Below are 18,179 nucleotides of genomic sequence, written 5' to 3' on the forward strand. Positions count from 1 at the left end.
CTCTCAGCTGCGATCCCTCACCTGAACGGCCGCCACCCGTGTGCGCAGTGTCACCAATGGAAGCCGCGGCTGAGCCGGGCGAGCGCCATCGCCGCCCGGGACAGATGCTGCTCGCCCTTCCCGATCTTGAGCCCGCCTTCGCCGCCCGCGGCCGCGGAATCCGGGAACACCCGGAATCCTTGGTAGGCCACGGCATCCGTGAGTCCCGGCGTGAGCGTGTACGCGAGCCCGATCGCCTGCCCGGCGGGCGTGCCAATGTGCTTCGGGCGCTCCCTCAGCGCCTTCATCACCATGTCCGCGGCCTGATCCGGGGATTTGGTCGGAAACGCGTCGTAGATCTTCGTCGGCCGGATCATCGGCGTGCGCACGAGTGGCATGTGGATGGTCGTGAAGGTGATTCCGTCGCCGTGGGTCTCGGTCGCGGCGATCCGGGAGAAATAGTCCAAAGCGGCCTTGGACGCCGCGTACGCCGAAAAGCGCGGCGCGATTCCCTGAACGCCGATCGACGAGACGTTGACGATATGCCCGAACTTCCGCTCGGACATATGCGGCAGCACCGCGAGGATCAGCCGCACCGCGCCGAAGTAGTTGATCGCCATCGCGCGTTCGTAGTCGTGGAACCGGTCGTACGACAGTTTGATCGACCGGCGGATCGACCGGCCGGCGTTGTTCACGAGCATGTCGATCCGGCCGTGCTCGGCGAGCATCGCGTCGACGGCCTTATGCACCGATTCCTCGTCGGTCAGATCGGCCGGGTACACCGACGCCGTGCCGCCCGCGGCGATGATCTCGTCCCGCACCTCTTCGAGCTCGTGCTGCCGCCGCGCCACGAGCAGCGGCACCCCGCCCGCGGCCGCGACCTTGATCGCGGTCGCGCGGCCGATGCCCGAGGACGCGCCGGTGATGATCACGCGGCGACCGTCCAGTTCGCCGCGAGGCCCGTGCTTGCGGGCGCGGAACGGGTCCAGGTGCTCCCGCCAGTAGCGCCACAGGGTGGGCGCGTAGTCCTCGATCCTGGGCACCTCGACGCCCGAACCGATGAGTGCCTTGCGCGTCGACGCCGACGAGAAGACCGACGGGAAAGCCATGGTCTCCAGCAGTACCGGCGGGATCCCGAGCCGCTCCAGCACGGCGTCACGCGCGATCGTGAAGCCGGGGATGTGCTCGCTCAGTTTCACCAGGTTGACGATGCCCTTGGACAAGCGGTCGTTGAGTTGCACGGAGATGGTCGGCGCGCCCGCCGCCTTCGCGAAGGCGTTGTAGACCGAGACGACCGGCTGCGGTTCGGGGTTGACCAGGTGGAACGCGCGCCCGTCGAGCCCCTTCGTGGTGATCAGGGCGTTCAGCGACTCGGCGACGTAGTCGACCGGGACGACGTTGGTGTCGCCGAGGTCGGGGCCGACGATCGGCACGTCGGGCAGTCCGGCGAGCCTGCTGATCGCGGGGAACAGGTAGTACGGGCCGTCGATCTTGTCCATTTCGCCGGTCTCGGAGTTCCCGACGACGACCGAAGGCCGGTACACGCGCCACGGCACGTCCTGCTGTTCGCGTACGAGGCGCTCCGCTTCGAATTTCGTGCGGTGGTACGGCGTGATGAGCCGCTGGCCGACGTCGAACATCTCCTCGGTGAACATGCCCTCGTGGTCACCGGCGACGGCGACCGAGGACACGTGGTGCAGGCAGCCCGCGTTCAGATCGGCGGCGAGCGCGATCACCTGCGCGGTGCCTTCGACGTTGGCCTTGATGCTGGCTTCGTCGTCGGCGGTGAGGTCGTACAGGGCGGCGAGGTGTACGACGTGGTCGACGCCGCGAAGCCGCTCTCGGTCTTCCTGGCCGACGCCGAGCAGCGGCTCGCCGAGGTCACCGGTGACGAGGGTGACGCGTTCCGGATGCGGCCAGGCGTTCACGAGTTTCGCGAGTTTGTCCCGCGAGGACGCCCGGACGACGAGCGCGACCTTGTCGACGTCGTCCCTGGTGAGCAGCAGCCGGGTGAACTGGCGCCCGATCAGTCCGGTCGCCCCGGTCACCAGAAAAGTCGCCATCAGTCTCACCCTTCACCGTGCTCGCCCGCGTCCCCCGGCATTCTGCTGCATCGGCACGGCTGGGACCACCACGGCACCCGTGAAGTTACTCACGGGTAACTAGGCTGGGTCGGCGATGACGACCCGGTTCTCGGCGTATCCGGTCTCCCCGCCGACCCACCGGCCGCCGCAGGTGACGAGGACTATCCGATGTGGACCGGACTGGCCGAACAGCTCGTCCGCGCGCTGTGGCAGTTCGTTCTTCTTCAGCGTGATCAGCTGGGAGACCTTGTACTGCCAGGACTTCCCGGCCTTGTCGACCACGGTGACGGTGCCGCCGATCCGCTCGGTCCACAGCTCCGCGAACGGGCCCGTCGCGCCCTTCCAGTTCACGTGGCCAGCGAACACGCTGGCGCCGGTGGCCGCGCTCAGTTCGGCGCCCCACCAGGTCACCTCACCGAGGTTCTCCGGCACGGGAAGCTCCGCCCCCGGTCCGAGTTCCTTGCGTACGAGTTTCGCCGCACCGCCCGCGGGCAGCCGGATCGTCCCCGGGCCCTGTGGTTTCGGTGCTTCGGGCGCTTTCGACGACGACGGCGGCGGTGGGGCGGCCGTCGGAGTCGTGGGAACGATGTCCGGCGGGGGCGGGGTCTCCTGCTGCGCGGGAGCGGCGGGCGCGCCGCCCGCGACCGAGACGGAGACGGCCTGAGCCGTCCCCGTCACCACTGTCGTCGGCGGCCAGATGAGCAGGGCCGCGACGAGGTCCGCGCACAGGACCGTGACGGCTCCCAGCGCGAACCCGCGTCGTACTGACATTCCAGAACCTCTTAGCGTCGCGAAGACCGCCGCGCGGCCACGCCCACCATCAGCGAACCGAGCAGCGCGAGCGCGCCGACGCCGAGAATGCCGGCGGTCGACGCCGAGTTCTCGACGGTGCCCTGCAACATCGCCACCGGCCGGTCGCCGGCGGGGATGGTGCGCGGTACCTCGTTGGGCGTGTTGGCGACCTTGAGCGTCAGCGTCTCACCCGGCTTGACCTCACCGCAGGCGGACGGCGGATTCTTCGGATCGAAGGCGTTGGTGTAGCCCGGCGGCGCGCTGACCTCGACCACACAGATCTCCTGCGGGGCACGCAGGTTCTCCACGGTTACGGTGCCGTTCTCGCCTTCGGTGGTGACGACGGCGGGTTTGCCGTCGGCGCCGTTGAGGGGCTTGCCGTCGTGGCCGACCGCGGCCGTCGTCTTGTCCTTCGCGGTGATCCGAAGCGCGGCGCCCGCCACGCCCTTGTCGGTCTTCGCGTCGACCTTGGTCACCTGGACCTTGCCCGGCTTCGAAACGACCGCGACCCCCTGGGCCTTCAGTTCCTTCTCGCCGCCGGTCGAGACGACCTTCTGCACACCGGTGTCGACCGGGAACTGCACGTACGGCCGGTCCGCCGGGGCGGAGAGCGAACTGGACAGCTTCGGCTGGTCACCGGTCGGCGTGACCTTGACCGTGACGGTGCCGTCCTCGCCGGTCTTCACCGTGGTGGCCTTCTCGGCCTTGGTGTTCGAGGTCGACGCGGGCTTGGTGCTCTCACCGCTGTCGACGGTCGCGTTCGACGGCGTGAGCTGCACGGGAACGCCCGAGATGCCCTTGCCCTTGGCGTTCTTGACGCTGATCGTCCACTCGCCCGCGGTGCCGATGTGCTGGTCTTCTTTCGGCGGGGTGATCGAGGTGGTCCACGGGCCGCGGTTGGCTTCGGCGTCCTTGGTCAGCTTCTCGACGGCCGTGGCGGCATCGGGCCATTGCTTCTTCAGCTTGGCGAGTTGGCCTTCTATGTCGTAGCCGATCTCGTCCGGGCCGCGGGTCGGGTCGAGATCCGCATTGGTGCGTGGCTTCGACGTCCACGAGTGCAGCAGGTGCGCGAGCGCCGCCGCTTCGGCCTTGTCCTGGGTGCTGCCGTAGCGCAGCAGCAGGTAGGAGATGTTGGCCGCGATGTCGTCGGGCAGCTTCTGCTTCCACTTGTCGAGCAGTTCGTCCCCGGGTTTGTACTGCTCGTCGGTGTCCGGCGCCTTGAGCTGGTAGCTCACGCAGAACACGTGCTTGCCGTTGACGACGTACGAGCCGAGCCAGTCGCTGGCTCTGGGCTTGCCGCTGACCGTCTGGCCGGGCGTCACTTCGTAACCGACGCCCTCCTTCGGCGCGGCTGAGGCCGGTGTCACCGCGACGGTGGCGGACAAGGCGCCGAGCAGGCACGTCGCGATCAGGCTGGTCAAGGCGCGCGAACGCACGCTCGGGCGTGTGGTCCACCCCATGGTGTGTTGACTCCTTTGGCCGTGCTCTGCCCCGGCGCATTTACGTCGGCGCAGGTCACACGATCGATAGGTTCCCCGACACGCCTTCGGTGATTATCCGAACACGCAACGTGGAGAGTGGCGGGTGATCAGCGGTTTTGGCAATACGGCATCAGGTGGGGTATCGGTGAACGGTCGGTGATCTGCGCCGCATACGGTGTGGGGGATGGGCGTCGCGCCGATTGTGAGTAAAGTCGTCTTTACTTCGACGGGAACCGGGCGGCCCACGCGGTCGTTGAACCCGATGCAGGTGCCAGTAGATCCAGGAGGATCAGGTGCGATCCAGTAGCAACCCGGCGTTCCGGAACCTGCCGCGTGGCGCGGCGCAGTACGGACCCAACGTAGGCTTCAACCAACCCCAGGGCGGCGTGCCCGGCTACGGCCCCCCGCAGACCTCCGCCGGCGCCGACGACCGTCCGATGACCGTCGACGACGTCGTCATCAAGACGGCGCTGAGCCTCGGCACCGCGCTGGTGACCGGTGTGCTCACCGCGATCTGGGCGATCAGCCAGCTGCCCGTGGACGCCGCCGGCCGGATCACCGGTATCAGCGGTGGTGTGATCGGCGCGCTCGTCGGCGGCATGCTCGTCGGCCTCGTGATCTCGCTCGTGATCATCTTCAAGCAGAAGCCGAGCGGCCCGCTCACGCTGGCGTACTCGGCCGCCGAGGGTGTCTTCCTCGGTGCGATCAGCGGTCTTTTCGAAGCGCTGTACCCCGGTATCGCGCTGCAGGCGATCATCGGCACCGCGGGTGTCTTCGTCGCGATGCTGGTCGTCTACAAGACCGGCGCGGTCAAGGTCACCCCGAAGCTGACGAAGTGGATCATCGGCGCCGTCGTCGGTGTCGCGATCCTGATGCTGGTCAACCTCATCACCAGCTTCTTCGGCTTCAACCCGCTGCGTGACGGCGGGCCGATCGCGATCATCTTCAGCCTCGTGGTGATCGGTGTCGCGGCGTTCAGCTTCCTGCTCGACTTCGACCAGGCCGACCGGATGATCCGCGAAGGCATGCCGTCGAAGTGGGCGTGGTTCGCCGCCTTCGGTCTCATGACCACCCTGGTCTGGCTGTACCTCGAGATCCTGCGGCTGCTGTCGTACTTCCAAAACGACTGACCCGGGTTTTCGCGAAAGGGCGCTCCGAGCGATCGGGGCGCCCTTTTCCGTTGCCGCGAATACGCTGACCCCATGACCGAGCACAGTGCCGAACCCGCCAGGCCGAAGCGTTCCAAGTGGTTCTGGGCCGGCCTCCTGGTACCGGTCGCGATCGTGGTGCTGAGCGCGTCGTCGTGGATCGTCGGCTACCTCTCGAACACCGACGACGTCCGGGTGGGGGATTGCTACGCGGTCACCACTTTCGGTGACGTCGGCGACGATCCGGTCAAGGCGGACTGCGGCTCGGCCGAAGCCAACGCGAAGGCCGGCGCGAAGACCGACGCGGGCGGCGCCTGCCCCACGGGTGAGTACGACCAGCTCACCGTCGACAAGACGTTCGCCTCGTACAAGCTCTGCATGATGATCAACGCCAAGAAGGGCGACTGTCTCGAGAACTTCCTGGCCGACAGCGTGGCCTATCGGAAGGTCCCCTGCTCGGATCCCGCGCGGGACGCGGAGGTCCTGAAGGTGGTCGACAGCGTCGCGACCTGCGACGACACGGACGCGACCCATCTCAAGAGCTACTCGACACCGCCCTCGACGGTCTGTGTGAAGAGCACCAGGTAGCAAGGGACCTTTGCTACCGCCGCCATCCGGCCGTGCGCGCGCGGCCGTTCGTCGCACAGTGTGGGACGGGCTGCGTCCGGGCGGTCACCGGTCCTAACGTTGCTCGTCCCCCACCCCGCCGATCGACCTGGAGTCCTGGTGGCGACGACCGAAACCCAAGCCGGTGAGAAGAAACTCCTCGACTTCCCGACCTCTTGCGCCGCCCCGGTCCCGCAACCGGAGGAGCCGGTCAAGGTCGTGCCGCTGGCGGTCGCGGGTTCGCTCGCGGTCGGACTGACCTGGTACGTCTGGGCCGCGCACGGAGCTAAGTTCGGTGTCTTGCTCATCCTGGGCCTGCTGCTCGGCCTCGCGCTCTTCCACTCCCGTTTCGGGTTCACTTCGGCCTGGCGCCAGCTGATCGCGGTCGGGAACGGCCAGGGACTTCGGGCGCACACGCTGCTGCTCGGAACGGCCGCGACGTTGATCGCGCTGATCGTGGGCACCGGATCCGGGCTCTTCGGCAGCACGCCGAATCCGACCGCGGGCGGGCTGGGGCTCGCGCTGTTCGTCGGCGCGACGATCTTCGCGATCGGCATGCAGCTGGGTGGCGCGTGCGCTTCGGGGACGCTGTTCGCGGTCGGTTCCGGTCAGTCGACGATCGTGCTGACCCTCGGCGGCTTCATCACCGGTTCGGTCCTCTACACGTGGGCGTATCCGCTGCTGTCGGGCTGGCCCGAGTTCAAGGGCGTTCTGCTCGCCGACCATGTCGGCTGGTTCGGTTCGTGGGCGATCACTGTCGCCGTCCTCGCCGCGATCGTGCTGGGGACCCGGTTCGTGCAGAAGCGCCGCAACCCGCCGCCGGTCGACGTCGTGCCGACCGCGCGCGGTTTCGCCCGGATCTACCGCGGCTCGTGGCCGATCCTCGTCGGTGCCGTCATACTCGGGGTGCTGGCCGGCGCGGTCTTCCTGGTCTCCGGCGGGATCTGGGGTGTCACGAGCGCGTTCAGCCTGTGGGGCGCCAAGATCCTGCAGGTGTTCGGCCTGCACCCCGAGACCTGGGAGTTCTGGCAGATCAAGGCGAACGCGGCGTCGCTGGCCGGGCCGATCTGGAAGGACAAGAACAGCCTCACCGACATCGGCATCATGATCGGCGCGGGGGTCGCGGCCGCGGCGGCGGGCGCGTGGAAGATCCACAGCTCGATCCCGTGGCGGACCGCCGTCGCCGCGGTGCTCGGCGGGATCCTGATGGGCGTCGGCGCGCGGATGGCGGGCGGCTGCAACATCGGCGCCTACCTCGGCGGCATCTCGGTCGGCAGCCTGCACGGCTGGCTGTGGGGCGTCTTCGCGCTCGGCGGCACCTGGATCGGGCTCAAGCTGCGTCCGCTGTTCGGGCTCGGCAACCCGACCCCGACGGACAGCGTCTGCTGATCACTCTTCGTGACATGTCGTACGCGGGTCTGCCCTTTAGGCCCGCGTACGGGGAAAAAGTTGGCAGATAAAACCTGTGTTCGGCTACCCTCGGCTACGTACTGAGCTTGCGCATTAATGCACAAGCTCGATTGGGGAAGGCTCGGCGCGAGGCCGGGCATCGATTCCGTAGTCGCGACCGCGGGGGTCGTCGCGTCCCGGGGACACCGAGCATCAGGGACGGATTTTTCATGTCAACGCAAAGCCCGGCCGCACCGGGCGGCGACAAACTCGACGCGGGCGTGCTCAAGATCGCCGGCGTCGTCATCCTCGGCGCGATCATGGCGATCCTCGACACGACGGTCGTCAACGTCGCGCTCCAGAAACTGACCATCGAGTTCCAGACCTCGTTCGACACCATCCAGTGGATCGCGACCGGCTACATGCTCGCCCTGGCGACGGTCATCCCGATCACCGGCTGGGCTTCGGACCGGTTCGGCACCAAACGCCTCTACATGACCGCGATCGGCCTGTTCCTGATCGGCTCGATGCTCGCGGGCATGGCCTGGGACGTCGAATCGCTGATCGTCTTCCGGGTCCTGCAGGGCTTCGGCGGCGGCATGCTGATGCCCGCCGGCATGACGATCCTGACCAGGGCCGCCGGACCGCACCGGATCGGGCGCGTGATGGGCGTGCTCGGGGTGCCGATGCTGCTCGGCCCGATCGGCGGCCCGATCCTCGGCGGCTGGCTGGTCGACGCGGTGAGCTGGCGCTGGATCTTCTACATCAACGTGCCGATCGGCCTGATCACCATGGCGATGGCCTGGCGCCTGCTGCCGAAGGACCGGCCGGAGCCCGGCGAGCGGTTCGACTTCCTCGGCATGCTGATGGTCTCGCCCGGTCTGGCGGCGCTGATCTTCGGCGTTTCGAACATCCCGGCGGCGGGCGGTGTCGGCGCGGTGGACGTCTGGCTGCCCGCGCTGGCGGGGGTCGCGTTGCTGGTGGCGTTCGTGTTCCGGGCGAACCGGGTGACGAACCCGCTGCTCGATCTGAAACTGTTCAAGAACCCGTCGTTCTCCGTCGCCATGGTGACGATGACGTTCTTCTGCGTCGCTTTCTTCGGCGCGATGCTGCTCCTGCCGACGTATTTCGTGCTGGCGCGCGGCGAATCGGCGATGAACGCCGGTCTGCTGCTCGCTCCGCAGGGTGTCGGCGCGATGCTGACCATGCCGATCGCGGGCCGGTTCGCGGACAAGATCGGCGCGCGGAAGATCGTTCTGCCGGGTCTCGTGCTGATGCTCGCCGGCCTGATCGCCTTCACCCAGATCACCGCGGCGACGCCGTATTGGCTGCTGCTTTCGGCGCTGTTCGTGATGGGGCTCGGCATGGGCGCGACGATGATGCCGATCACCTCGGCCGCGTTGCAGACACTCAAGTCGGAGGACATGGCGAAGGCGTCGACGGCGACGAACATCCTGCAGCAGACCGCGGGCGCGATCGGTTCGGCGGTGCTGTCGATCATCCTGGCGGCGCTGCTCGCCGGAAAGTTCGGCGTGCCGACGGCGCAGGGGCAGCTGGCCGCGACGGCCGCGGTGATGAACCCGGCGACGCGCGATGCGGCTTCGGGGCTGACCGCGGACGCGTTCTCGACGACATTCCTGTGGTCGATGATCCTGCTCGCGCTGTGCCTGATCCCGGCGGCGTTCCTGCCGAAGACCAAGCCCGCGCTGCCGGAGGGCGCGGACGGGGAGGCCGCCCCGGCCCCGCCGATCATGACCCACTAGGCGCCGGAAGGGAGCAAGGGACCTTTGCTACCACTCGCTTAGCCTGGCTAAGTAAGCGGTAGCAAAGGTCCCTTGCTCCCTTTTCGCAGGTCAGCGGGTCAGGAGAGGCGCTCCAGCACCATCGCCATGCCCTGGCCGCCGCCGACGCACATCGTCTCGAGGCCGAACTGCTTGTCGTGGTGCTGAAGCGAGTTGATCAGCGTCGAGGTGATCCGCGCGCCGGTCATGCCGAACGGGTGGCCGACGGCGATCGCGCCGCCGTTGACGTTCAGCCTGTCGAGGTCGATTCCGAGGTCCTTGTACGACGGGATGACCTGCGCGGCGAACGCCTCGTTGATCTCGACGAGGTCGATGTCGCCGATCGACATCCCGGCGCGGGCGAGCGCCTGCTTCGACGCTTCGACCGGGCCGTAGCCCATGATCTCCGGCGACAGCCCGGAAACACCGGTGGAGACGACGCGGGCCAGCGGCGTCAGCCCCAGTTCGCGAGCCTTGGTGTCGGACATGACGATCACCGCGGCCGCGCCGTCGTTGAGCGGGCAGCAGTTGCCCGCGGTGATCCGGCCGTCGGGGCGGAAGACCGGCTTGAGGCCGGACACGCCTTCGAGGGTGACGCCGGCGCGCGGGCCGTCGTCCTTCGAGACCACGGTGCCGTCCGGCAGGGTCACCGGCGTGATGTCCTTCGCCCAGAAGCCGTCCGCGATGGCCTTCTCGGCGAGGTTCTGCGAGCGGACGCCGAACTCGTCCATCTCCTCACGCGAAACGTTCTTCAACCGCGCCAGGTTCTCGGCGGTCTGGCCCATCGCGATGTAGACGTCCGGCAGGGCGCCGTTCTCGCGCGGGTCGGTCCAGCTGTCGGCGCCTTCGGCCGCCACCTGCGCGGTGCGGGCTTCGGCGTCGGCGAACAGCGGGTTGTGCGTGTTCGGCCAGGAGTCCGAGCTTCCGTTGGCGAAGCGGGAAACCGTCTCGACACCGGCGGAGATGAACACGTCGCCTTCGCCCGCCTTGATCGCGTGCAGCGCCATGCGGGTGGTCTGGAGGCTGGACGAGCAGTACCGGGTGATCGTGCAGCCGGGCAGGTGGTCGTAGCCGAGCTCGACGGCGACCGCGCGGCCCATGTTGAAGCCCTGCTCGCCGCCGGGGAGGCCACAGCCCAGCATGAGGTCTTCGATCTGCGTCGGGTCGAGTTCGGGGACCTTGTCGAGCGCGGCGCGGACCATCTGCGCGGCGAGGTCGTCGGGGCGGATGCTCACCAGCGATCCCTTGCCGGCGCGGCCGATCGGGGATCGGGCGGTGGAGACGATGACGGCTTCGGGCATGGAACGACACTCCCTTGTTTTCGATCCAGACACGCGCTAAGCGGTTGCTCACCTCGCATCCTCCACCGGAGTGAGGTGCGGGTCAAAGGCCAACGCGACCCACGCCACTCTTTCGACGAACGCGGATCCTCCTCCGGAGTTGAGTAGGCACATCGCGACCTGCGGCGTTTAGGCTGTGGGAGTGGAATACGTCGAGCACATCGTGGACCTCGTGGGCAACACCCCTCTGGTCAAGCTGAACGCACTGGCCGAGGGGCTCCAGCCGCTCATCCTGGCCAAGGTCGAGTACGTCAACCCCGGCGGCAGCGTCAAGGACCGCATCGCGCTGCGGATGATCGAAGCCGCCGAGCGTTCCGGCGAGCTGAAGCCCGGCGGCACGATCGTCGAGCCGACCTCCGGCAACACCGGCGTCGGGCTGGCCATGGTGGCGCAGCGCAAGGGATACAAGTGCGTGTTCGTCTGCCCGGACAAGGTCAGTGAGGACAAGCGCAACGTGCTCAAGGCCTACGGCGCCCGCGTCGTGGTCTGCCCGACCGCGGTGGCGCCGGAGCACCCGGACTCCTACTACAACGTCTCCGACCGCCTCGTGCGCGAGATCGAGGGCGCCTGGAAGCCGAACCAGTACGCCAACCCGGAGAACCCCGCCAGCCACTACCACTCGACCGGCCCGGAACTCTGGCGCCAGACCGAAGGCAAGATCACGCACTTCGTCGCGGGCGTCGGCACCGGCGGGACGATCTCGGGCACCGGCAAGTACCTCAAGGAGGTCAGCGACGGCCGCGTCCAGGTCATCGGCGCGGACCCGGAAGGCTCGGTGTACTCCGGCGGGACCGGGCGGCCGTACTTGGTCGAAGGCGTCGGCGAGGACTTCTGGCCGGACACCTACGACCGGGACATCGCCGACCGGATCATCGCGGTGTCGGACGCGGACTCGTTCGACGTCACCCGCCGTCTCGCGCTCGAAGAGGGGCTGCTCGTCGGCGGTTCGTGCGGTATGGCCGTCGCCGCGGCGCTCAAGCTCGCCGAGGGCCTCGGCCCGGACGACGTCGTCGTCGTGCTCCTGCCCGACGGCGGACGCGGCTATCTCACCAAGGTGTTCAACGACAGCTGGATGTCCTCCTACGGCTTCCTGCCGCCGGATTCCAGCGGCAGGACCGTCGGCGACGTCCTGACGAAGAAGAGCGGCTCGCTGCCCAGCCTCGTGCACAGTCACCCGAACGAGACCGTCGCCGAAGCGGTGGCGATCCTTTCCGAGTTCGGCGTCAGCCAGATGCCCGTGGTCAGCGCGGAACCGCCGGTCATGGCGGCCGAAGTCGTCGGCGCGGTCAACGAGCGCGATCTCCTCGAGGCGCTCTTCACCGGAAAGGCCCAGCTGGCCGACCGGCTCGAGCAGCACATGTCGCCGCCGCTGCCGACCATCGGCGCCGGTGAACAGGTGAGTGTGGCGATGAACGCGCTCTCGGGCGCGGACGGCGCGCTGGTCCTGGTCGACGGCAAACCGGCGGGTGTCGTCACCAGGCACGACCTGCTCGCGTTTCTCGCGGGACGGTAAAGAGGCATTTCATCGGATGGTCGGGCCGGGGCGTTACGAGCGGCCCGACCGGCTATCCGATAGCGTGTCGGGTGAGTTGAACTTTTATGTCCTCGTCAAGGGGGTTCAAGACCCAAATGAGTGCTCCGCAGCCACCGAATCAGCCTTGGGGTGGCGCCCAGCCACCGCAGGGACCCCCGAGTGGCCCTCAGCCGCAGCAAGACAACCCGTTCGGTTCCCCGGAACCGACCCAGGTGGTGCAGCCCGGCCAGCCCGCTCAGCCCGACTACGGGCAACCGCAGTACGGGCAGCAGCCCTCCTATGAGCAGCAGCCCCAGGGAGGCGGGTTCGGCGACACGCCGGAGCCCACGCAGGTCGTGCAGCCGGTCCAGCAGGGTTCCGGTGACGCGAACGCGACCCAGGTCGTGCAGCCGGTGAGCGGCGGCGGGGAAAGCCCCACCGCCGAGTCCACCCAGCTCGTGCCGCCGGGTTCGCAGCCGCCCGCCATCCCGTACGCCCCGCCGCCGAGCGCGGCCGACAACCCGGCCGCCGGTGCCTACGGCGCCCAGGGTGGCGGCTTCGGTCAGCAGCAGGGCTTCGGCCAGCCCCAGCAGGGCGGCTTCGACCCGTCGCAGGGTCAGCAGCAGCCTGGTTTCGGCCAGCCGCAGCAGGGCTTCGGCGGGCCGCCACAGGGCGGCTTCGGCCAGCAGCCCGGTTTCGGCGGACCGCCGCAGGGCTACAGCCCCGCCGCCTCGGGCGGTGGCGGCGGGAACCCGATGTTCGGGTTCATCGCCGGTGGCGTCGTGGCGCTGCTCGGCCTGATCGCCTTGATCGTGTCGTTCGTCTACTTCGGTGACGCCAGCGACTATTCGAAGGTCTTCGACGGCGCTCCGAACCAGGAGCAGATCGAAAAGTTCCTGGACGAAGCCGGTGTGGTCGGTCCGGGGGCGACCTGGTTCTACGTGATCATGCTTCTGGTCGGGTCGCTCGTCTCCCTCGCCGGTGGCGTGGGGCTGGCCCTCGCGGGCAAGCTCCCCGGCACGGTGAAGAAGATCGCGCCGATCGTCGTCGCCGCCGGTGGTGCGCTGCTGGTGCTGTTCGGCGTCCTCCTGCTCAGCGGTTCGACCCCGTCGTCGGACTTCCTGGACAAGCTGCCGCCGTCCGCCAGGGAAGGCGCCGGCATCGGCGGTGGCCTGCTGCACCTGCTCCTCGGCATCGTGATCCTGACCGTGGGTGTGCTGGGCCTGATCCCGGCGACCGCGCAGTTCGTGGGTCTCGGTGGCGGCGGTTCGGTGCTGGGTGCCCCGCAGAGCGGCCAGCCCGGTGGTTTCGGCGGCCCGCCGCAGGGTGGCTTCGGCCAGCCGGGCCAGCCCGGTCAGTACGGCGGCCAGCCGCAAGGTGGCTTCGGTCAGCCCGGTCAGCCGTCTTCGGGTGGTTTCCCGCAGCAGGGACAGCAGCCCGGTGGTTTCGGGCAGCAGCCCGGCCAGCAGGGTCCGCCCAGCGGCGGCTTCGCCCAGCCGGGCCAGCAGCAGGGTGGCTTCGGCCAGGCTCCGCAGCAGCCCGGTGGTTTCGGGCAGCAGCCGGGTCAGCAGGGTCCCCCCAGCGGCGGTTTCGGCCAGCCGGGCCAGCAGCCCGGTCAGCCCCCGCAGCAGTGGTGATTCGCCGCCACTGAACGGTTTCACTCGGAGCACCCCCGGCCCCCGGCCGGGGGTGTTTCGTTTTCGCCGGGGTATCCCCGATCCGCCTGCCACGGCCAGGTTCCGGCGGCTAGGGTGAGCGCCGTCAACCCACACCTGGCCGACGGGAGCGACGTGACCGGTCCGTACGGATATCCCGCACAGCAGCACGGACCGGCTTACGGGTATCCCGCGCCGCAGGCCCGGCCATCCGGGGCGACGGCGATCATCGCCGCGGTGCTCGGCCTCGTCGGTGCCCTCGCGTCGGGCTTCATCCCGATCCGCTACTTCATCGAGCTCCCGTCGGGGTTCAGCCTTTCGAATCTGCCGGGCTTCGCGCTCGTCGAGCTGGTGCTGTACCTGCTCGCCGCGTTGTTCCTGCTGATGGGCGCGTTGACGACGTTCTTCCGCTCGTTGGTCGGCGCCATCCTGCTGATCCTCGGTTCGCTGCTCGCCATCGTGGCCGTCGTGCTGGAACCGATCGCCTTCCGCGTGCCGTACCGGATCCACCTCGACATCCTGCTCCGGTTCGCGACCTTCGACGGCGTCCTCCGCCTGGCCATGGTCGTGTTCGGACTGCTCGCGCTGCTGCTGGCGGTCCTCCCGCCGACTTTCCGGTATCTGCGCTGGCGGCCCGCGCCGGTGCAGCCGTACAGGCCGCAGAACCAGTTCCCCCAACAGGGCGGATGGTGAGCGCCGGGGTACTTCTCGGGCAAGGAATACGACAGGGGGAGAAATGACCTTCCAGCAATACCCGCCGCAGGGATACCCGGCACCGGGTGCCTACCCGCCGGGGCCGATGCGGCAGCCGAGCGGAGCGACCGCGATCATCGCCGGGATCCTCGCGATCCTCGGCGGGCTTTGGTTCCTCGCCGGGCTGGCGTCCCACATCATCGAGCTGTCCCATTACGTCATTTCGTTCTTGGTGGTCGGGGCGGCGCTGGACCTCGTCAGCGCGGTCTTGCTCTTGGGCGGCGGGATCATGCTGCTCCTGCGCAAGCGGGCCGGACGGCTGCTCACCGTGATCGGAGCCGCGGGTGCGATCGGGTTCGTGGCGCTGGCCTTCCTGCTCCGGGCGATCGGCTCGAGCTTCTACTTCTCGTACGGCGGGGTGATGCTGCATTTCGGCATCGGCTGGCTCCTCTTCGTGGTCCTGATCCCGGCGATCGCGACACTCGTGCTGGCGCTGGTCCCGCCGACGGCGCGCTGGCTGGCGGCCAAGCCGCAGGGCGGCCCCGTGCAGCCGCCGAACTTCGGATATCCGCCGCCACAGCCCGGATACCCGCCGGCCCCCGGTGCCCAGCAGCAGGGACAGCCGCCCGGGCAGTGGTGAGTTCGATCCCAGACGATGGGATCGCGCAGGGGTGGTCGTACCCTTGACGGTATGGCCGACGATTACTCTCTGCTGGGCTTCGAGACGCGCGCGATCCACGCCGGGCAGACCCCTGATCCCCGGACCGGCGCGGTCATCGTGCCGATCTACCAGACCTCGACTTACGCGCAGGACGGCGTCGGCGGCACGCGCGAAGGCGACTACGAGTACTCCCGCACCGCGAACCCCACGCGCACCGCGCTGGAGGTCGCTCTGGCGGCGCTCGAAGGCGCGCGGCACGGTCTGGCGTACGCGTCGGGGATGGCGGCCAGCGACGTCCTGCTGCGGGCGACCCTGCGGCCCGGAGACCACCTCGTGCTCGGCAACGACGCGTACGGCGGCACGTTCCGCCTGATCGACAAGGTGCTCAGCCTGTGGGGCGTCGAGCACACGGTCGCCGACCTGGGGAACATCGACGAGGTCCGCGCGGCGATCCGGCCGGAGACGAAGCTGATCTGGTGCGAGTCGCCGACGAACCCCATGCTGGGGATCGCCGACATCGCCGCGCTGGCCGAGGTCGCGCACGGCGCCGGCGCCCGCCTGGTCGTCGACAACACCTTCGCCACCCCGTACCTGCAGAACCCGCTTTCGCTGGGTGCCGACGTCGTCCTGCACTCGACGACCAAGTACCTCGGCGGGCACTCCGACGTCGTCGGCGGCGCGATCCTGACGAACGAGGACGAGCTGCGCGAGCAGCTGTTCTACCTGCGCAACGCGGCGGGCGCGGTGCCCGGCCCGTTCGACGCGTGGCTGACCCTGCGCGGGATCAAGACGCTCGCGCTGCGGATGGAGCGGCACAGCGACAACGCCGAACTGATCGCCCGGATGCTGCTGAAGCACCCGAAGGTCGAGCGCGTCTACTACCCGGGCCTGCCGGAGCACCCCGGCCACGAGGTCGCCTCGAAGCAGATGCGGCGCTTCGGCGGGATGATCTCGTTCACGCATATCGACGGAGAGCAGGCCGCGCTCGACGTCGCGTCGAAGACGAAGCTCTTCATCCTCGCCGAGTCGCTGGGCGGGATCGAATCGCTCATCGAGCACCCCGGCAAGATGACCCACGCGAGCACCGCCGGGTCCACCCTGGAGGTGCCGGACAACCTGCTGCGCCTGTCCGTCGGCATCGAGGACGGCAGCGACCTGGTCGACGATCTCGCCAAGGCCCTGGGCTGACCGCCGCCGAGCCCAGGAAGTGAGCAAGGGACCTTTGCTCCCACTCGCTTAGCCGAGCTAAGTAAGTGGGAGCAAAGGTCCCTTGCTCTATTCGCGCTGGTCAGCGCGGTGTGGTGGGAGGAAGCGCCCGGTTATGGGCGGTAGTTGCTGGGCGTGACGCCGCTCTTCGCGTCCGCTTCGTGCGAAGTACCCTTCGGTACGGCGGGCAGCTCGGAGCCGTCGACGCAGCCGCCGACGAGTTCGATGTGGTTGTCGTGCCGGATGTACTGGCCCGGATCCACGCAACCGGCGCGGTCGACCGTGTAGACGGCGGCGCCGGTGAGCAGTGCGGCCGAGGTGAGTGCCAGCACGACCGGGAGCATCCCGGCGGAACGGGTCGCCCGGACCCTGCCGATGTTCCCCCGTGCCATGTGCGCTCCCTGCTCGCCTTCGTCGCTGCCGTCAAGAGTACCCGGACCGTGAACTTGTCACGTGACGTATCCGTCAGGTGGCATCATCCGGCCGCGAATCACCGCGTCCTAAGTGGACGGTTGACCGGTGATCGCGGTGACCGCGAGTTCGCGTTCGGGCTCCCCGACGTCGGGCAGGGTGAACCGCAACGCCCTGATGTGGCCGAGCAGTTCGGGGTCGGGCGCCACGTCGTGCTCGCGCAGGTAGTAGGCGACCGCACCCGGCCAGTACCACCGGCCGTCCGTGCGGAAGTTCAACGGCACCAGCGGTTCCCTGTCGGGATCGAAGGCGTCGGCGTCGTAGCTCCGCGACGCCAGCACGACCGGCGCGGCGTCGAGATACGCCAGCACGCGTTCCCGCTCGGCCGGGGACAGCGGCTCACGGTTCACCACCGGGTGCCCGGACTCGTCGAGACCGTCGTAGACCCGTGGCGACTTGAGTGCCTCCGGGGTCTCGGCGAGCGGAGTCGCCACCGCGGGCTCGGCCACCGAAGGCTCGGCCGCCGGTGCGGCGTCGAGCCCGGCCCGCTGGCGCAGCCACGGCGGGGTGTTCTGTTCGGCGCGAGGGAAGAACCGGAGTTCGTCCTGGAAGCCGATCGGCGGGGGCGCCTGCCGCCACGGCGGCTCCACGTCCGCGAGGAAGTCCGTGCTGAGCACGGTCGCCGAACCGTAGACCAGGATCGCGCTCAGCCAGGTCCCGCGGCCGGGCTGGTACATCCCCGCCCGCAGGTTCCCGAGCAGCTGGACGGCTTCGGGGCTCGGCTGCACCGGCCGCGGCAGACCGTCCTGACCGGTGATGAGCAGGTCGACCTCGACGTGCCTGCCCGCCGCCCGGTACTCGACGCGCATCTGCTGCCAGCCGGGCGGCAGCGGCGTGGCGAGGGCATGGCCGATCTGCCAGACGAGTTGCTGTTGCTGCTGCTGGTTCAAGGGTACCGGCGGCTGGGTCATGTCCAGGGGCTCCTAAAGCTTGCTGCGGAACCAATCCGGCAGGTTCTCGTCGGTGCGGGGGAATCGCTCCTGTTCCAGCGCGTACTGCTCGGCGGCGGGCGGTGACGGGAAAGTGGGCTCGGTGTCCCGGTCGAACTGCGCACGGTAGGTCGCGGGCGGATCGATCACCAGTCCGAGGGAGAACCAGGTGCCGAGCCCTTCGGCGTACATGCCCTTGCGCAGCCGCGACAGCGGCTTGGAGACGTCCTTCGGCGTGCTGATCTGCTGGGTCGAGCCATCGGTCAGCCTGGCCGCGAAGGCCGGGCTGGCCTGCCGCCCGATGACCTTGAAGTCGAAGATCAACCGCTGCCAGCCCTCGGGCGCGGCGGCGGTGAGCGTCTTAGTGATTTCGCCGAGTAGTTCGTTCTGCTCGACAGGCGTCAGCGTCATGCTGTGCGGCCCTCCGGTGTTGTGCGCTCGATCGGTGATC

At 68.7% G+C, this 18,179-nt stretch carries 16 protein-coding genes; 9 read left to right on the top strand and 7 right to left on the bottom strand.

Annotated features, from left to right (window positions below):
• Positions 1–50: 50 nt before the first annotated feature.
• The 3 genes from ACXIZN_RS39485 to ACXIZN_RS39495 form a co-directional block, all read right to left on the bottom strand.
• On the bottom strand, positions 51–2,042 hold the full coding sequence (locus tag ACXIZN_RS39485; RefSeq protein WP_126736418.1) for an SDR family oxidoreductase: 1,992 nt from the start codon (positions 2,040–2,042) through the stop codon (positions 51–53).
• 99 nt (positions 2,043–2,141) lie between these two features.
• Positions 2,142–2,834: a class F sortase gene (locus ACXIZN_RS39490; protein ID WP_126736417.1), complete on the bottom strand. Its 693-nt coding sequence runs from the start codon at positions 2,832–2,834 to the stop codon at positions 2,142–2,144.
• Between the two features lie 11 nt (positions 2,835–2,845).
• Positions 2,846–4,315 carry a SpaA isopeptide-forming pilin-related protein gene (locus ACXIZN_RS39495; RefSeq protein ID WP_457959858.1) on the bottom strand — a complete coding sequence of 490 codons (1,470 nt, stop codon included), beginning with the start codon at positions 4,313–4,315 and terminating at the stop codon, positions 2,846–2,848.
• A gap of 314 nt (positions 4,316–4,629) precedes the next feature.
• Here ACXIZN_RS39495 and ACXIZN_RS39500 point away from each other — a divergent pair, with 314 nt between their 5' ends.
• From ACXIZN_RS39500 to ACXIZN_RS39515, 4 genes are all read left to right on the top strand, one after another.
• The gene (locus ACXIZN_RS39500) at positions 4,630–5,466 is read left to right on the top strand and encodes a Bax inhibitor-1/YccA family protein (protein WP_240599735.1); all 837 of its coding nucleotides are present in this window, start codon (positions 4,630–4,632) and stop codon (positions 5,464–5,466) included.
• Positions 5,467–5,538: 72 nt separating this feature from the next.
• Positions 5,539–6,072, top strand: coding sequence for an LppU/SCO3897 family protein (locus tag ACXIZN_RS39505; RefSeq protein WP_457959859.1), 534 nt, complete (start codon positions 5,539–5,541; stop codon positions 6,070–6,072).
• A gap of 138 nt (positions 6,073–6,210) precedes the next feature.
• Positions 6,211–7,479, top strand: coding sequence for a YeeE/YedE family protein (locus ACXIZN_RS39510; RefSeq protein WP_457959860.1), 1,269 nt, complete (start codon positions 6,211–6,213; stop codon positions 7,477–7,479).
• Between the two features lie 230 nt (positions 7,480–7,709).
• On the top strand, positions 7,710–9,242 hold the full coding sequence (locus ACXIZN_RS39515) for a DHA2 family efflux MFS transporter permease subunit (RefSeq protein ID WP_457959861.1): 1,533 nt from the start codon (positions 7,710–7,712) through the stop codon (positions 9,240–9,242).
• Positions 9,243–9,340: 98 nt separating this feature from the next.
• On the opposite strand, the gene ACXIZN_RS39520 is transcribed toward ACXIZN_RS39515, so the two are convergent.
• Positions 9,341–10,561 carry an acetyl-CoA C-acetyltransferase gene (locus tag ACXIZN_RS39520; protein WP_457959862.1) on the bottom strand — a complete coding sequence of 407 codons (1,221 nt, stop codon included), beginning with the start codon at positions 10,559–10,561 and terminating at the stop codon, positions 9,341–9,343.
• A 181-nt stretch (positions 10,562–10,742) separates the two neighbouring features.
• On the opposite strand from ACXIZN_RS39520, the gene ACXIZN_RS39525 reads away from it, so the two are divergent.
• The 5 genes from ACXIZN_RS39525 to ACXIZN_RS39545 all read left to right on the top strand — a co-directional run bounded on the left by ACXIZN_RS39525 (position 10,743) and on the right by ACXIZN_RS39545 (position 16,310).
• On the top strand, positions 10,743–12,113 hold the full coding sequence (locus ACXIZN_RS39525) for a cystathionine beta-synthase (RefSeq protein ID WP_457959864.1): 1,371 nt from the start codon (positions 10,743–10,745) through the stop codon (positions 12,111–12,113).
• A gap of 233 nt (positions 12,114–12,346) precedes the next feature.
• A complete protein-coding gene (locus tag ACXIZN_RS39530) occupies positions 12,347–13,750 on the top strand; it encodes a hypothetical protein (RefSeq protein ID WP_457959865.1) in 1,404 nt (467 codons plus the stop codon).
• A gap of 153 nt (positions 13,751–13,903) precedes the next feature.
• Positions 13,904–14,461 (top strand): hypothetical protein, encoded by a 558-nt coding sequence (locus tag ACXIZN_RS39535; protein ID WP_457959866.1) that lies wholly within the window; start codon positions 13,904–13,906, stop codon positions 14,459–14,461.
• 43 nt (positions 14,462–14,504) lie between these two features.
• Positions 14,505–15,101 carry a hypothetical protein gene (locus ACXIZN_RS39540; RefSeq protein WP_457959868.1) on the top strand — a complete coding sequence of 199 codons (597 nt, stop codon included), beginning with the start codon at positions 14,505–14,507 and terminating at the stop codon, positions 15,099–15,101.
• A 51-nt stretch (positions 15,102–15,152) separates the two neighbouring features.
• Positions 15,153–16,310 carry a cystathionine gamma-synthase gene (locus ACXIZN_RS39545; RefSeq protein ID WP_034305458.1) on the top strand — a complete coding sequence of 386 codons (1,158 nt, stop codon included), beginning with the start codon at positions 15,153–15,155 and terminating at the stop codon, positions 16,308–16,310.
• Positions 16,311–16,441: 131 nt separating this feature from the next.
• On the opposite strand, the gene ACXIZN_RS39550 is transcribed toward ACXIZN_RS39545, so the two are convergent.
• From ACXIZN_RS39550 to ACXIZN_RS39560, 3 genes are all read right to left on the bottom strand, one after another.
• Positions 16,442–16,720: a hypothetical protein gene (locus ACXIZN_RS39550; protein ID WP_126736407.1), complete on the bottom strand. Its 279-nt coding sequence runs from the start codon at positions 16,718–16,720 to the stop codon at positions 16,442–16,444.
• A gap of 108 nt (positions 16,721–16,828) precedes the next feature.
• The gene (locus ACXIZN_RS39555) at positions 16,829–17,710 is read right to left on the bottom strand and encodes a ferredoxin (RefSeq protein WP_457959869.1); all 882 of its coding nucleotides are present in this window, start codon (positions 17,708–17,710) and stop codon (positions 16,829–16,831) included.
• Positions 17,711–17,722: 12 nt separating this feature from the next.
• Positions 17,723–18,139 carry a hypothetical protein gene (locus ACXIZN_RS39560; protein WP_457959870.1) on the bottom strand — a complete coding sequence of 139 codons (417 nt, stop codon included), beginning with the start codon at positions 18,137–18,139 and terminating at the stop codon, positions 17,723–17,725.
• Positions 18,140–18,179 lie beyond the last annotated feature (40 nt).

The organism is Amycolatopsis sp. TRM77291 (assembly GCF_054166285.1).

Coding starts and splice junctions, on each gene's coding strand:
- ACXIZN_RS39485 (WP_126736418.1), bottom strand. CDS start 2,042: ATGGCGACTTTTCTGGTGACCGGGGCGACCGGACTGATCGGGCGCCAG.
- ACXIZN_RS39490 (WP_126736417.1), bottom strand. CDS start 2,834: ATGTCAGTACGACGCGGGTTCGCGCTGGGAGCCGTCACGGTCCTGTGC.
- ACXIZN_RS39495 (WP_457959858.1), bottom strand. CDS start 4,315: ATGGGGTGGACCACACGCCCGAGCGTGCGTTCGCGCGCCTTGACCAGC.
- ACXIZN_RS39505 (WP_457959859.1), top strand. CDS start 5,539: ATGACCGAGCACAGTGCCGAACCCGCCAGGCCGAAGCGTTCCAAGTGG.
- ACXIZN_RS39515 (WP_457959861.1), top strand. CDS start 7,710: ATGTCAACGCAAAGCCCGGCCGCACCGGGCGGCGACAAACTCGACGCG.
- ACXIZN_RS39520 (WP_457959862.1), bottom strand. CDS start 10,561: ATGCCCGAAGCCGTCATCGTCTCCACCGCCCGATCCCCGATCGGCCGC.
- ACXIZN_RS39540 (WP_457959868.1), top strand. CDS start 14,505: ATGACCTTCCAGCAATACCCGCCGCAGGGATACCCGGCACCGGGTGCC.
- ACXIZN_RS39545 (WP_034305458.1), top strand. CDS start 15,153: ATGGCCGACGATTACTCTCTGCTGGGCTTCGAGACGCGCGCGATCCAC.
- ACXIZN_RS39550 (WP_126736407.1), bottom strand. CDS start 16,720: ATGGCACGGGGGAACATCGGCAGGGTCCGGGCGACCCGTTCCGCCGGG.
- ACXIZN_RS39555 (WP_457959869.1), bottom strand. CDS start 17,710: ATGACCCAGCCGCCGGTACCCTTGAACCAGCAGCAGCAACAGCAACTC.
- ACXIZN_RS39560 (WP_457959870.1), bottom strand. CDS start 18,139: ATGACGCTGACGCCTGTCGAGCAGAACGAACTACTCGGCGAAATCACT.